At 55.7% G+C, this 13,235-nt stretch carries 12 protein-coding genes and 2 pseudogenes; 3 read left to right on the top strand and 11 right to left on the bottom strand.

Features of this window, described 5'->3' with window-relative positions; all coding sequences use genetic code 11:
- Positions 1 to 157 precede the first annotated feature (157 nt).
- The 6 genes and pseudogenes from infB to pip all read right to left on the bottom strand — a co-directional run bounded on the left by infB (position 158) and on the right by pip (position 7,319).
- Complete coding sequence (gene infB, locus AC0L6A_RS01445) at positions 158 to 2,653, bottom strand: translation initiation factor IF-2 (protein WP_473291718.1); 2,496 nt, start codon at positions 2,651 to 2,653, stop codon at positions 158 to 160.
- On the bottom strand, positions 2,650 to 3,291 hold the full coding sequence (locus AC0L6A_RS01440) for an RNA-binding protein (protein ID WP_473291717.1): 642 nt from the start codon (positions 3,289 to 3,291) through the stop codon (positions 2,650 to 2,652). The genes infB and AC0L6A_RS01440 overlap by 4 nt, the downstream gene beginning before the upstream one ends.
- 23 nt (positions 3,292 to 3,314) lie before the next feature.
- Positions 3,315 to 4,942 (bottom strand): annotated as a pseudogene (nusA, locus tag AC0L6A_RS01435) (transcription termination factor NusA).
- Between the two features lie 2 nt (positions 4,943 to 4,944).
- On the bottom strand, positions 4,945 to 5,529 hold the full coding sequence (gene rimP, locus AC0L6A_RS01430; RefSeq protein ID WP_473291716.1) for a ribosome maturation factor RimP: 585 nt from the start codon (positions 5,527 to 5,529) through the stop codon (positions 4,945 to 4,947).
- Positions 5,530 to 5,656: 127 nt separating this feature from the next.
- Positions 5,657 to 6,271, bottom strand: coding sequence for a class I SAM-dependent methyltransferase (locus AC0L6A_RS01425; protein WP_473291714.1), 615 nt, complete (start codon positions 6,269 to 6,271; stop codon positions 5,657 to 5,659).
- Positions 6,272 to 6,329: 58 nt separating this feature from the next.
- The gene (pip, locus tag AC0L6A_RS01420; protein WP_473291713.1) at positions 6,330 to 7,319 is read right to left on the bottom strand and encodes a prolyl aminopeptidase; all 990 of its coding nucleotides are present in this window, start codon (positions 7,317 to 7,319) and stop codon (positions 6,330 to 6,332) included.
- Between the two features lie 53 nt (positions 7,320 to 7,372).
- Here pip and ubiG point away from each other — a divergent pair, with 53 nt between their 5' ends.
- Positions 7,373 to 8,125, top strand: coding sequence for a bifunctional 2-polyprenyl-6-hydroxyphenol methylase/3-demethylubiquinol 3-O-methyltransferase UbiG (gene ubiG / locus AC0L6A_RS01415; protein WP_473291712.1), 753 nt, complete (start codon positions 7,373 to 7,375; stop codon positions 8,123 to 8,125).
- Position 8,126: 1 nt separating this feature from the next.
- Here ubiG and AC0L6A_RS01410 read toward each other — a convergent pair whose 3' ends face one another.
- Genes AC0L6A_RS01410 through AC0L6A_RS01390 form a run of 5 tightly spaced genes read right to left on the bottom strand, consistent with a single transcriptional unit; the run spans position 8,127 to position 11,200 of the window.
- Positions 8,127 to 8,912: a GNAT family N-acetyltransferase gene (locus tag AC0L6A_RS01410; protein ID WP_473291710.1), complete on the bottom strand. Its 786-nt coding sequence runs from the start codon at positions 8,910 to 8,912 to the stop codon at positions 8,127 to 8,129.
- Positions 8,909 to 9,355 (bottom strand): MarR family winged helix-turn-helix transcriptional regulator, encoded by a 447-nt coding sequence (locus AC0L6A_RS01405; protein WP_473291708.1) that lies wholly within the window; start codon positions 9,353 to 9,355, stop codon positions 8,909 to 8,911. Before AC0L6A_RS01405 ends, AC0L6A_RS01410 begins: the two co-directional genes overlap by 4 nt.
- On the bottom strand, positions 9,355 to 10,173 hold the full coding sequence (locus AC0L6A_RS01400) for a carbon-nitrogen hydrolase family protein (protein ID WP_473291706.1): 819 nt from the start codon (positions 10,171 to 10,173) through the stop codon (positions 9,355 to 9,357). The genes AC0L6A_RS01405 and AC0L6A_RS01400 overlap by 1 nt, the downstream gene beginning before the upstream one ends.
- Positions 10,174 to 10,176: 3 nt before the next feature.
- Positions 10,177 to 10,434: a glutaredoxin 3 gene (grxC, locus tag AC0L6A_RS01395; protein WP_473291704.1), complete on the bottom strand. Its 258-nt coding sequence runs from the start codon at positions 10,432 to 10,434 to the stop codon at positions 10,177 to 10,179.
- Positions 10,435 to 10,483: 49 nt separating this feature from the next.
- Positions 10,484 to 11,200 carry a ComF family protein gene (locus AC0L6A_RS01390; protein WP_473291703.1) on the bottom strand — a complete coding sequence of 239 codons (717 nt, stop codon included), beginning with the start codon at positions 11,198 to 11,200 and terminating at the stop codon, positions 10,484 to 10,486.
- Positions 11,201 to 11,230: 30 nt separating this feature from the next.
- Here AC0L6A_RS01390 and AC0L6A_RS01385 point away from each other — a divergent pair.
- Both AC0L6A_RS01385 and hemH read left to right on the top strand, forming a co-directional pair.
- Positions 11,231 to 12,062: pseudogene (locus AC0L6A_RS01385) on the top strand (methyltransferase domain-containing protein).
- A 51-nt stretch (positions 12,063 to 12,113) separates the two neighbouring features.
- Positions 12,114 to 13,148 (top strand): ferrochelatase, encoded by a 1,035-nt coding sequence (hemH, locus tag AC0L6A_RS01380; protein WP_473291702.1) that lies wholly within the window; start codon positions 12,114 to 12,116, stop codon positions 13,146 to 13,148.
- Positions 13,149 to 13,235 lie beyond the last annotated feature (87 nt).

Here is a 13,235-nt window from a genome sequence, read left to right as displayed (position 1 = left end):
GATGGGCGTATTGTTATTCGGGTCGGGCACCGCCTGCATACCGGATTTCCAGTATCCAGTGACATCGCTGCCTGAAGATCCACACCACTCACGAGCCAACGAAAAAGGGGACGGTAAACCGTCCCCTTTTGTATTTTTATCAATCAGTTAAGGCTGATTATTCCAATGTGCGTTCAAACTCTTCACGTTCGAAGATCTCGATCACATCATTCGGACGAATGTCGTCATAGTTCTCGAATGCCATACCGCATTCTTGACCGGATATAACTTCTTTCACTTCGTCCTTGAAGCGCTTCAGTGTCTTCAGCGTGCCTTCGTGGATAACCACGTTGTCACGCAGCAGGCGCACACCAGCCGATCGACGTGCGACGCCTTCGGTGACCAGACAACCAGCAACCTTGCCAACGCCTGTAACTTTGAAGACTTCGCGGATTTCCGCGTATCCGATGAAGTTCTCGCGAACCTCTGCAGACAACAGGCCAGAAGCCGCCGCTTTCACGTCATCCACAAGGTCATAGATGACCGAGTAGTAGCGTATCTCGACGCCCTTTTGGTTGGCCGAGTTACGAGCCGACGCGTTCGCACGAACGTTAAAGCCGATAACCGGTGCGCCCGAGGCTTCCGCCAGACCAACGTCAGATTCAGTGATCGCGCCAACACCATAGTGCAGCACACGCACACGAACTTCGTCGTTGCCGATTTTGTCCATCGCCTGAACGATGGCTTCAGCAGAACCTTGCACGTCAGCTTTAACCAGAATGGGCAGCTCAGCCACATCCTCGTCAGCCTTCGCCTTGGCCATCATCTGTTCCAGAGTGGTCGCAGCGCCGGCAGCGGCACGTTTGTCCTTGGCAGCTTGTTCACGATACTCAGCGATTTCACGCGCCTGAGCTTCGGTATCAACAACGTTCAGAACATCACCAGCTTCGGGTGTGCCATTCAGGCCCAGAACCTCGACAGGAACCGAAGGTCCGGCTTCTGCCACGCGATCACCGCTGTCGTTAACCAGCGCGCGGACTTTACCCCACTGCTCGCCCACAACAAAGATGTCACCCTGCTTTAGGGTACCGTTCTGAACCAGAACGGTCGCGACAGGACCACGGCCCACGTCAAGTTGGGCTTCGATCACGGCACCAGAAGCTGCACGTGTCGGGTTGGCCTTCAGCTCAAGCAGTTCGGACTGCAGCGCGATAGCTTCCAGAAGTTCATCCAGACCTGCACCGGTGATTGCCGATACTTCGACATCCTGCACTTCACCTGACATCTTCTCGACGATCACTTCGTGCTGCAGAAGTTCGGCACGAACGGTATCGGGGTTGGCATCCGGCTTGTCGCATTTGTTGATCGCAACAATCATCGGAACACCCGCCGCCTTGGCGTGGTTGATGGCTTCGATGGTCTGCGGCATGACGCTGTCGTCAGCAGCCACAACCAGAACAACGATGTCCGTAACCTGAGCACCACGTGCACGCATTGACGTAAACGCCGCGTGACCCGGAGTATCAAGGAAGCTTAGCAGCGCGCCGCTTTCGGTTTTCACCTGATAGGCACCGATGTGCTGCGTGATACCACCGGCTTCGCCTGCGGTAACTTTGGCCGACCGGATCGCATCCAAAAGTGAAGTCTTACCGTGGTCAACGTGGCCCATGATCGTAATGATCGGAGCGCGGTCTACCAAGTCTTCTTCATTGTCCTGAACCGAGTCGATTACGTCTTCAACATCAGAATCCGATACGCGCACAATTTTGTGGCCGAACTCTTCAATGATCAGTTCTGCAGTGTCGGCGTCAATCGCTTGGTTCTGCGTGACCATCATGCCCATGTTCATGAGCGATTTCACGACGTCAGCGACGCGTTCCGCCATGCGGTTGGCCAGCTCGGACACAACAATAGCTTCGGGGACTTGAACGTCGCGGATAACCTTTTCGCGCTCAACGCTCTCGCCCATCGCTTTTTGACGTGCGCGCTCTTGCTTACGGCGCATCGAAGCAACCGAACGCTGGCGACCATCGCCGCCACGCATGGCTTGGTTCAGCGTCAGCTTACCCGAGCGGCGACCATCATCACGGGCGCCTTTGCCACGGTTCTGGCGATCATTCGCACCACCGCGATCATCTTTCTTACGAGGTGCCGACGAAGGCTTGGTCGTGCCACGTTGTTCGGCAGCCTGCGCAGCGGCCGGATCGGCAGCAGGGGCAGCTTTCGCACGAGTCTGAGTCTTAGCCTCTTCAGCTTCGCGCTTCTTGCGCTCTTCTTCTGCGGCTTTGGCTTTCAGCGCTTCTTCACGCTCGCGTTCTGCGCGGTCTTTGGCTTCCGCTTCTTCGCGGCGGCGCTTACGATCTTCCTCGCGTGCTTTTTCTTCAGCTTCGCGCTTGGCAGCTTCTTCAACTTCGCGTGACTTTGCAGCCTGAAGCGCCTTCATGCGGCGTTCCATTTCCGCATCCGAGATGCCAGCAGGACGTTTGCGCGGATCGCCACCGGCAGGGGCTGAACCCGAACCGCCAGCTGACGCACCCGGCTTGGGCACGACAACGCGCTTGCGTTTCGTTTCGACCACGACGTTTTTGGTGCGCCCGTGGCTGAAGCTTTGCTTCACCTGACCTGGGCGGCTTCCGCGCAGGCCAAGGGTCTTTTTGCCGTCATTATCGCTCATCTGGTCTTCGTACCTTTCCGGCGAGCCTTCCCGCCGTCGTTGTCTTGCACAACACGCATCGCTGTCAGTTTCTGGGCTTCCTCTACAACACGAGAGGCCAAACCGCCAGACGCAAGCGCGCCATGTATCACATTTTCACGTCCAAACGCCAAACCCAGCTCATCACCGGTCAGACATTCAATAAACCGCCCCTCTTCGCTGGGCGGTCTGAGCTTTGATTTTCCACGCTCGGACCCGTCCGAGGCCTGAATCAAAACTTCGGCCTGATCTTTCATCAGCCAGTCTTTAACTTTCTCATACCCAGCGACCGCTTGGCCCGCCTTCCGTGCCATCGCAATCAAATGCGTCACCCGATCTGCATAGCCGCGCTCAAGCAAATTAAGCAGCCCGTCTGGCACTGTGACCGGCTTACGCGCCGCGCGCGAAAACAGGCCTTTCTTGATCGCCGTGGCAATCGCCGCGCGGTTGGCTGCAACATAGATTCCACGACCCGGCAGTTTGCCCAAAAGGTCAGGCACCACCATATCGTCCGGCCCCACGACAAAGCGGATCAACCCGGCTTTTGGCTGAGTATCTCCGGTTGCAATGCAACGCCGTTCGGGCTCTTCCGGCCGCTTTTTGTGTCCACCACGCGTCATGCGCCGTTCCCTGAGACCTGAGATCAGGCCTCAGCTCCCTCTGCGGTTTCAACTTCTTCAGCTTCGCCGTCTGCGGCTTCGGCTTCCAGCTCGGCAGGGTCAACCCAGCCCAGAGTAATACGGGCCGTCATAACCATGTCCTGTGCTTGTTCCAGCGTCATGCCGAATTTTTCAAGCGACCCGTCATCCTTGACGCGTTCGCCGTCGACTGTGGTCCAGCCACCAGCCAGTTCCCAGTCAGCACAGGTTGCGAAATCTTCAAGCGACTTCACGCCATCTTCGGCCAATGCTTCGACCATCTGAGCTGTCAGACCTTCGAATGCGATCAGGCTGTCTTCGACGCCCATTGAACGAGCGTTCTCCAATGCCTTGGCGGCTTGGGCTTCCAAATACTCACGTGCACGGGTTTGCAGCTCGGTCGCTGTGCTGTCGTCCACGCCATCAATGACCAGAAGCTCGTCCACCTCAACATAGGCAACTTCTTCCAGATTGGTGAAGCCTTCAGACACCAGCAGCTGGGCAAAGAACTCGTCCAGTATCGAAGGTTTCCATGAACAGCGCGGTGCGCACGGCGAATTCTTTCTGGCGACGCTCAAATTCCTCGGCCTCGGTCATGATATCAATGTCGAGGTTGGTCAGTTGCGAAGCCAGACGCACGTTTTGACCGCGGCGGCCAATGGCCAGCGACAGCTGTTCGTCCGGAACAACGACTTCGATCTTGCCAGCTTCTTCGTCCAGAACAACTTTCGAGACTTCAGCAGGCTGAAGCGCGTTCACAAGGAAAGTCGGCTGATCTTCGTTCCACGGAATGATGTCGATTTTCTCGCCCTGAAGCTCGTTCACAACGGCTTGCACGCGCGAACCACGCATACCAACACAGGCACCCACAGGGTCGATCGAGTTGTCATACGAGATCACGGCGATCTTGGCGCGCGAACCCGGATCACGGGCCACTGCTTTGATCTCGATGATGCCATCATAGATTTCAGGCACTTCCATTTTGAACAGCTCGGCCATGAATTCTGGCGCTGTACGCGACAGGAAGAATCTGCGGGCCACGTGTCTCGCGACGGACGTCTTTGATGTAGCAACGGATACGGTCATTCGGGCGATAGCTTTCGCGGCCGATCTTTTCGTTGCGGCGCAGGATGGCTTCGCCAGCACCCACGTCCACGATGACGTTGCCATACTCTTCGCGTTTGACTTGACCATTGATGATCGTGCCGGCGCGGTCTTTGAATTCTTCGAACTGACGATCACGCTCAGCTTCGCGAACTTTCTGCAAGATCACCTGCTTTGCGGACTGCGCAGCAATACGACCCATCTCAACCGGCGGAACTTCTTCCGAGAAGACGTCGCCGACCACTGGGTTTTCCATATACTGCTTGGCCTGCTCTACGGTGAACTCAGCCTGATAGTTTTCCAGCTCTTCATCCTCGACCACGGTGCGGACGCGGGTGAAGGTTGCGCGGCCGGTCTTACGGTCGATCAACACACGAATGTCCATTTCCGCGCCATAACGCGACTTGGCAGCACGGGCCAGGCTTTCTTCCATCGCTTCGATGACCAACGATGGGTCGATCATCTTTTCGCGGGCCACGGCCTCGGCGGTTTGCAAAAGCTCAAGCTGGTTTGCAGAAGTAATTGCCATGGTCAGTCCTCCTCAGAACCGGTGATTTCTTGAATTTCGTCAAATTGGGCTTCGTCGATCTGACCTGCATCTTTACGCTGACGCAGCGCTTCGCGGATCAATTCGTCTGTCAGAACAAGCTTGGCATCAGCCAGCCAGTCAAAATCAAGGCCAATGGTGACCTCTTCACCCTGGTTCTCGATCTCGATCAGAACCTCATTTCCTTCAACGCCAGCAAGGTTTCCCTTGAAGCGTTTACGCCCGTCAATCAGATCGGACGTTTCGATCTTGGCGACATAGCCGTTCCACACGCTGAAATCCTTCAGGCGGGTCAGGGGGCGATCAATGCCGGGCGAGCCGACTTCAAGTGCATAGTTGTCCTCGATCGGGTCTTCCACATCAAGGATCGCGCTGATCGCTGTCGAAATCTGGGCACAATCATCAACTTCGATCCCGCCATCAGGGCGTTCGGCCATGATTTGCAGGGTCGGTGTATTGCCGCCCATCAGGCGCAGACGCACAAGCTCAAAGCCCATGTCTTCGATAACCGGCCCGACAATGTCGGCCAGTCGACGATCAATCGCGGTATTGGCAACAAGGTTGCTCACTCGCATCTCCAAAACAAAAAAACGGGCCAGCAGGCCCGTCGGATTTTCCGGTGGAGCTTCGGGGGTGGAGACCGAAGCGCCGCTGTTGAATTGGGATATAGGGGAAAGCTGCTGAGTCTGCAAGAGACTAAGCAACAGGCTTTCGTGCAATCAAGAAAAGCGCCGTAATCTTACCCTTTGGTCGCCAATCTTCGATGATTTCGAACCCTGCGTCGCGATGCATTTGGCGCAAGTCATCTTCGCTAAACCAAGAGATGTCGGGAAACTTGCCCAGCGCCTTGCCAATTGGTGCAATCAGCTTCAGCCACCAGATCGATCCAACACATGTGGTCGAGCTGATAAACAGCCCACCTGGCTTGAGTGCACCATATATTTTTTCGACCGCCGCCTTGGGGTCGTTCAACAGATGTAATGCGGAATGCGCCTGAACCATGTCGTAACTGGATGGGGCAAGCGTCATCTCGTCGACGTCTGCAACTTCAAACGTCAGGTTCGCGGGGGCCTCTTTGGCGCGCGCGATTTCAATCATACGGTCCGAAATATCAACCGCGTGATACTTTGCCACGTTTGGTGCGTGCAGAATGGCGGTGCTGCCTGTGCCGCATGCGATTTCCAAAACCGACATATCGGGCCTGAACCGTTCTTGGGTCAGCTTCAGCTTGTGTTCGTATGACGCCATATCCGCGATCGGATCTTTGGCGTATTTATCCGCGATCTTGTTCCAAAATGTTGCTTTTTGCATGATCAATTTGCTCGCAATACTGTGCAATGCCCAATCGGGCGCATGTGACTAACTTAGACTATATGCCCAAGTCCTTACGATCGGTCGCGAGGCGCTCCATCGTAGCAATCAGCTCATCCGCAATGCCGCGTTCAGACAGGGCATGACCAGCAAGGTGGATCATCCGCAGATTAGCAGTGGGCCACTTTTGATGAAGTTCCCATGCCATTCTGGGCGGGCAAATCATGTCATGGCGTCCTTGAACAATTGTACCGGGGATATGCGCGATCCGGCCCATATCACGTAAAATCTTGCCGTCTTCATCCAAAAACGCACTGTGGCGGAAATAGTGGTTCTCGAGCCGAGCAAAAGCACGGGCGTATTCAGTTGGGCTGTCAATGATTGCGCCCGCATTCTGAATAGACGCCAGCGCATTTTCCCATTCGGTCCAGGCGCGAGCAAATCGTGTCTCTTCGCCGTAATTTCCTGAAAACAGCCGTCGGTGATAGGCGCTGATCATATCGTGGCGCTCTGCTTCAGGGATCAGTCTTTCAAATCGATCCCATAGTTCTGGCCAGAACCGACCAGCACCGCCGCCATAGAACCAATCAAGCTCGGACTTGGTCGCAAGGAAAACCCCGCGCAAAACCAGATGGGCCACGCGCACCGGATGTGACTGCGCATAGATTAATGCAAGGGTTGCCCCCCAACTGCCGCCAAACACAATCCAGCGTTCGATGCCAAGGGTTGCACGGATCTGTTCGATGTCGCGCACCAAATGCCACGTCGTATTCGCATCAATGCTGGCATGCGGACGTGACCGCCCACAGCCGCGTTGATCAAACAAGATGATGTGATAGCGCTTGGGGTCGAAAAAGCGGCGCATTGCAGGGGACGATCCGCCGCCCGGGCCTCCATGGAACACAACAACCGGAATGCCATCCGGATTGCCGCTTTGCTCAACATAGACCTTGTGACCATCGCCCACATCCAGCATATGCCGATCAAACGGGTCGATCGGGGGAAAGAGCCGTGCGGCTGCGCTGTTTTTTCCTGCGGCCTTATCCATAATCTCTCTATATAGTGACCGTGACGCGCCTGCCATCAGAAAGAAGGTTCCCGATGACCGCCGAGACCCAGACCACCGTTGACCCAGCCGAGGTTGCCAAATTCGAAGCCATGGCGGCCGAATGGTGGGACCCTACAGGCAAGTTCAAACCACTTCATATGATGAACCCAGTTCGGCTGGATTATATCACAAATCAGATCGCCGCCGAGTTTGGGCGTGATCTAAACGATGTCGAGCCCTTTAAGGGGCTGCGCTTGCTGGACATCGGCTGTGGTGGTGGATTGTTGTCAGAACCGATGGCGCGGCTTGGGGCCACCGTTATCGGCGCGGATGCGGCGGCGGGAAACATTCCAGTTGCGCAAGTCCACGCGGAACAGATGGGGCTGAACATTGACTACCGCAATTGCACCGCTGAAAGTCTTGCGGGCGCTGGCGAACAATTTGACGTCGTACTGAATATGGAAGTTGTCGAACACGTGTCCGACCCTCTGGCCTATCTGACTGCATGCCAACAGCTTTTAAAGCCGGGCGGTTTGATGGTGGCGTCGACCATCAACAGAAACCCAAAAAGCTTCATGGTCGCCATTGTTGGTGCTGAACATGTAATGCGCTGGCTTCCCAAAGGCACACATGAGTGGGGGAAGTTCATTACCCCGGATGAGCTTGTCGATCTGATCGCAACTGCTGGCTTGAACGTGGTCGACCGCATGGGCATGGTCTTTAATCCCATCGCTTGGAGCTGGTCTTTGTCATCACAAGACTTGTCAGTGAATTACGCGATCACGTCGGTAAAGCCTCAGGCCTGACCTAATCCAGGGGCGGGCGATAAACGCTTACGATGGTTTCGGCCAACTCGAACCCAGCGCGCCGATATAACCGCCCCGCATCACTATCCGCCTGAGCAACAATCACCGGCTGAGCGTCCGGGGCACGCCCGCGTGCCCAATCAAGACTTGCGCAGAGAAGCGCCGAGCATATGCCGCGTCGGCGATATGACTCATGCGTTTGTACGGACTGATATCGGATCAAATCGTCGTCGTTAAAGATTCCCATGTCACCAGCAAGCGTGTCACCATCGAAAGCGCCAAACCACTGACCCAACCCTTTCACAATTTGCTCTTTCCGAGCAGTGGTTTTGTTCGTCAGATAGGTGTCTAACCCGGCCTCAGGCACATTATCTTTCAGCAAGTCGGCGCGTCCGATGGCTTCGCTCTGATGCCAATCAGATGCTGACACCAAAGGCCGGATGTTGATCCCTTCCGGAGCTTCAGCGCGCTTCAAATCCTGCCGCAATGCAAGCACATCGCCTTCTTCCATGCGCAACCCGGTTTGTTCAAACACGTCCTTCACGGACTGGATGCTTAGGTTCGGGATGTCCCAACCTATGCAGATGTGCTTGGCCTTTGGAATATCCGCGTGGAACTGTGCGATCAGATCGTCCGCTGATTTCGGAGGGTCGTAGAATACAACACGATTGCCAAACCAGTAATTGGGCTCTTCTGGCGTGCGTTGAACAAATCGGTCCTCATACCTCTGAATCTCGGTCTGACCGTCCTGAACCATAAGGTCGGTTGCAAATTCCAGCGACTTCATTCGACGTCGCTTAGGATTTTCCGCATCTCACGCAACACTGGCAGCACATTACGGACGTTATCAGCCCCGATCTGCTTCACCATGTTCGAGATGATCGGCGTGATCGCCGCCAGCGCTGCATCTCTCGCAGCCTTACCGGACGGTGAAATTGTTACGAATTTGCGCCGCGCGTCATCCCAGTCAGGACGAATATGCACGTGTCCCGCCCATTCCAGCTTGTTCAGCGTATTTGTCATCGCGCCGCGTGTGACATGGAAAGACTTTGCCAGTTGCGCAGGGCTTTTTTCCTCGCCCACACGGGCCAGATGGTTCAGCACCGAAAAATGGCTTAGCTCCATGCCTTTTGGCAGCGCCTTTGACAGGCGGTTTCGTGCCAGCTGATCAGCCATAAACATCTCGCTGAACAGGGCGACTGACAGGGTTTCGGCAGAGCTTTCGGACATCAGGGGCCTTTGAATTCTCGATCATGCGATAAGGATGGGACGCGTTGGCGCGACCTTCCCACGTCTGCAAGGTCAAGATCAACCATTGTGATGCCCGGTGCGACGCCCGCGTCGGCCAAAACTTCCCCCCACGGCGACACAACCAATGAGTGGCCATAAGTCGCGCGTCTCGGGCTGTGCTGTCCGCACATTGCAGGGGCCAGAATGAACACGCCGTTCTCAATCGCCCGCGCCCGCAGCAAGCTTTCCCAATGTGCAGCCCCCGTCACGGGTGAAAATGCGGCGGGCACTGTGATAATTTGCGCACCCGATTTGGCCAAGGTGCGATAAAGATGCGGAAAGCGCATGTCGTAGCAGATGGTCATGCCGATGGGACAGAACTCGGTCTCGGCAACGACAGCTCGATCACCGGGGCGATAGCCCGCGCTTTCACGATAGCTTTCAGTCGCATCGATCTGAACGTCAAACATGTGGATTTTATCATAGCGCGCGACGATATCGCCAAGCGGAGATATCATGAAGGACCGGTTCGCAAACCGCCCGTCGGGATCATCCGTCTTAAGGGCAAGCGAACCAATCAAAAGCCAAATGCCCAGCGCGTGCGCCTCAAACCGCAGGGCGGCAAGTGTCGGGTCATCTACTTCGTGATGAAGAACTTTGTCTTGGTGGCTGCGACTGGTGGAGATGATGTTCGACACTTCTGGTGTCAAAACAAACTCAGCCCCGTCCGTTGCAGCCTGCCGTACCAATTCGCGCAGAGGGCCAAGGTTTGCGGCCGGATCGTCCCCGGCCGTAAACTGGATCAGCGCGACGCGCATGGCCTAACCCGCCAGCAGCGGATCAAGTTTTCCGCCGCGTTCCAGATCAAACAGATCATCGCTCCCACCCACATGGATTTCGCCGATAAAAATCTGTGGCACAGTGTGGCGGCCATTGGCGCGCGACATCATCTCTTGCTTCTTGGCGGGCTTCATCATCACGTCGATTTCGTCAAACGCGATATCTTTGCTTTTCAGCAGGCGTTTGGCCGCGTGGCAATAACCGCAAAGCGGGGATGTATAAATCGTGACCGGTTGCATTGAACTTTCCCTTCCGTGCCGCTCTGCCTGTGTGCAGAACTATAGGCAACTAGGCGTCTCGTGCAACGCGCGCAAGGGATAGAACCCGAACCGAGGCCGCACCTGCAATCACAGCTGCGTGTGCGGCTGCGTGGAACGTTGCGCCTGATGTCATGACATCATCCAGCAGCAAAACATCTTTCCCCACTAGGTTTGCACCATGTTTGGGATGTGGCGTGATCGCCTGATCCATGTTCAGGAACCGATCATCCGCGCTCATCCCGTCATGCATGGCCGTACGGCGCGTTCGGATCAATGCTTGCGGTGCGTGGTTCAATCCTGACACCTGCGCTAGGGCGCGTCCAAGCTCGGCCGATTGGTTGTATCGCCGCTTTAGGCGGCGGGTCCAATGTATTGGGATTGGCACGATCACCATATCATCGCGCAGAATGTCCTTTGCTGCATTGGCAAGCCAGGGGGCGAAGCTGCGCGCAAGTTCGGGCCGGTCGCCATGCTTCAAGGCCAGAACCATGCGACGCGCATTCCCGCGATACAACAAAGCGGACCGCCCTTGCGCCCAAGGCCGATCCCGCGACATGCAAGCATCGCAGTGAACAAGCGTTCCATCGTCCTCACCGGGCAAGGGTTCCCCGCAAAGATCGCAAGAAAGACCGCCAATAAATGGCGTATCGGCCCAGCAACTTGCACAGAGACCAAAATCCAAATCCGTCGGCGCATCACAGCTGACGCATTGCGGTGGATAGATTAGATGCAGCGCTGATTGCATTTTCGCCCTTTCCAACTATGGTCCGCGCCCATGAGATTGCCTGACGACACGCCCCCGAAACTGACCGATCGCCGCCAGCTTGTGCAAAACCGCCGGCGCGCGCGCGCGGACGGTATGTTTCTGCAAGAACTAGCAGCGGATGAGGTGAAGGATCGACTGACAGAGGTTAACAGAACGTTTACCAAGCCAGCGATTGTCACAGGTTTTCCGCAAGTGTGGTCCGAAACCTTCCCAGATGCAGTGATCGTACCTGACGATGAGATTCTGTCGCTTGAGCCTGGTGCGCATGATCTTGTGATCCATGGCTTGTCACTGCATTGGGCAAATGACCCGGTCGGGCAGATCATCCAAAGCCGGCGCGCGTTGATCAACGACGGAATGTTCATGGGCGTGATGTTTGGTGGGCAGAACTCTGTCTGAACTTCGCGCCGTGATGACAGAGGTCGAAATCGCCCGCACAGGTGGCCTGTCCCCGCGCGTCCTACCGATGGGAGAGATCCGCGACCTTGGCGCACTTATGCAACGCGCTGGCCTTGCGTTGCCTGTGGCCGATAGCGCGCTTCGCCAAGTAACCTATGCCGATGCCTTCGGTTTGATGCGCGATCTGCGCTTGATGGGAGAGCGGAATGCACTGGATCAGAGACTTGTTTCACCACAATCTCGCGCCTTCTTCCGTGAGGTGTGTGATCGCTACGCAGAACACTTCCCGACCGAAGGTGGTCGCATCACCGCCAGCTTCGAAATGATCTTCCTGACCGGCTGGGCCCCTGACGAAAGCCAGCAAAAACCCCTCCGCCCCGGTTCAGCATCTGCCCGTCTGGCCGATGCGCTGGGCACGGATGAGACCAAATTGTCCAATTGACCTGAAAAATATTCCCTTTAAGTGATCTGAGACGCGAACAAGGACGTAGCCATGATTATGCAAAAGCCAACGGATCATCCAAAACTTCCCGCCCGTAAAGTCGGTGTACTGTTCGCCAACCTCGGCACGCCTGATGGTTACGACTATTGGTCCATGCGCCGTTACCTGAGCGAGTTTTTGTCGGACAAGCGCGTGATTGATTACCCGGCATGGAAATGGCAGCCGCTTTTGCAGACCATCATCCTGACCAAACGCCCCTTTTCTTCGGGTGAGGCGTACAAGTCGATCTGGAACGAAGATCAGGGCGAAAGCCCGTTGATGACAATCACAAAAGCGCAAATCACCAAACTTAAAGCCGCATTCGAAGCCCAATACGGGGCCGAAGTCATGGTTGATTTCTGTATGCGTTACGGCAACCCTTCAACCAAATTGAAAGTGGAGGAGATGGTGGCCGCAGGCTGTGATCGCATCCTGTTCTTCCCGCTTTATCCGCAATACGCAGGCGCCACGATGGGCACCGCAAACGACCAATTCTTCCGCGCCTTGATGGAAGAAACATGGCAACCCGCCGCACGCACAATAGAACCTTACTTCGACGATCCTGCCTATATAGACGCTTTGGCGCAGTCGGTCGAAAAGGGCTATTCGGCGCTGGAGACTCGCCCAGATCTTCTGGTCGTATCCTATCACGGCATGCCTGAACGGTATTTGAAACAGGGCGATCCCTATCACTGCCAATGCCAAAAAGGCACGCGTCTGCTGAAAGAGCGTTTGGGGTGGGATGAAAGCGATATCACCACAACTTTCCAGTCGGTCTTTGGGCCCGAGGAGTGGTTAAAACCCTACACTGTGAAAGAAGTCGCGCGCCTTGCTGAAACCGGCAAAAAGAATATCGCTGTAATCGCACCTGCATTCTCGGCCGACTGCATCGAAACTCTGGAAGAAATCCAAGAGGAAATACAGGAAGCCTTTGTCGAGGCGGGTGGTGAAAGCTTCACCTATATTCCATGCCTGAATGACGATGATGCCCATATCGAAGCATTGATGGGCGTTGCCAAGCGCAATTTAGGTGGCTGGCTGGACTAAACCGCCTCAGTTTTAATAAGAACCAACACTTCGCACGGGCCCAAGCTTGTGCGCCGTCGCGCTCGTGTCCATATATGATGAAACGAT

The organism is Aliiroseovarius sp. D2-2 (genome assembly GCF_055809455.1).
Note: the sequence above shows the minus strand (reverse complement) of the source record. Positions and strands in the feature narration are given on the sequence as shown.

What these genes read in the sequence shown, in the direction of transcription:
- infB (WP_473291718.1), bottom strand. Translation starts at nt 2,653, where the DNA reads ATGAGCGATAATGACGGCAAAAAGACCCTTGGCCTGCGCGGAAGCCGC.
- AC0L6A_RS01440 (WP_473291717.1), bottom strand. Translation starts at nt 3,291, where the DNA reads ATGACGCGTGGTGGACACAAAAAGCGGCCGGAAGAGCCCGAACGGCGT.
- AC0L6A_RS01425 (WP_473291714.1), bottom strand. Translation starts at nt 6,271, where the DNA reads ATGCAAAAAGCAACATTTTGGAACAAGATCGCGGATAAATACGCCAAA.
- pip (WP_473291713.1), bottom strand. Translation starts at nt 7,319, where the DNA reads ATGGATAAGGCCGCAGGAAAAAACAGCGCAGCCGCACGGCTCTTTCCC.
- ubiG (WP_473291712.1), top strand. Translation starts at nt 7,373, where the DNA reads ATGACCGCCGAGACCCAGACCACCGTTGACCCAGCCGAGGTTGCCAAA.
- AC0L6A_RS01410 (WP_473291710.1), bottom strand. Translation starts at nt 8,912, where the DNA reads ATGAAGTCGCTGGAATTTGCAACCGACCTTATGGTTCAGGACGGTCAG.
- AC0L6A_RS01405 (WP_473291708.1), bottom strand. Translation starts at nt 9,355, where the DNA reads ATGTCCGAAAGCTCTGCCGAAACCCTGTCAGTCGCCCTGTTCAGCGAG.
- AC0L6A_RS01400 (WP_473291706.1), bottom strand. Translation starts at nt 10,173, where the DNA reads ATGCGCGTCGCGCTGATCCAGTTTACGGCCGGGGACGATCCGGCCGCA.
- grxC (WP_473291704.1), bottom strand. Translation starts at nt 10,434, where the DNA reads ATGCAACCGGTCACGATTTATACATCCCCGCTTTGCGGTTATTGCCAC.
- AC0L6A_RS01390 (WP_473291703.1), bottom strand. Translation starts at nt 11,200, where the DNA reads ATGCAATCAGCGCTGCATCTAATCTATCCACCGCAATGCGTCAGCTGT.
- hemH (WP_473291702.1), top strand. Translation starts at nt 12,114, where the DNA reads ATGATTATGCAAAAGCCAACGGATCATCCAAAACTTCCCGCCCGTAAA.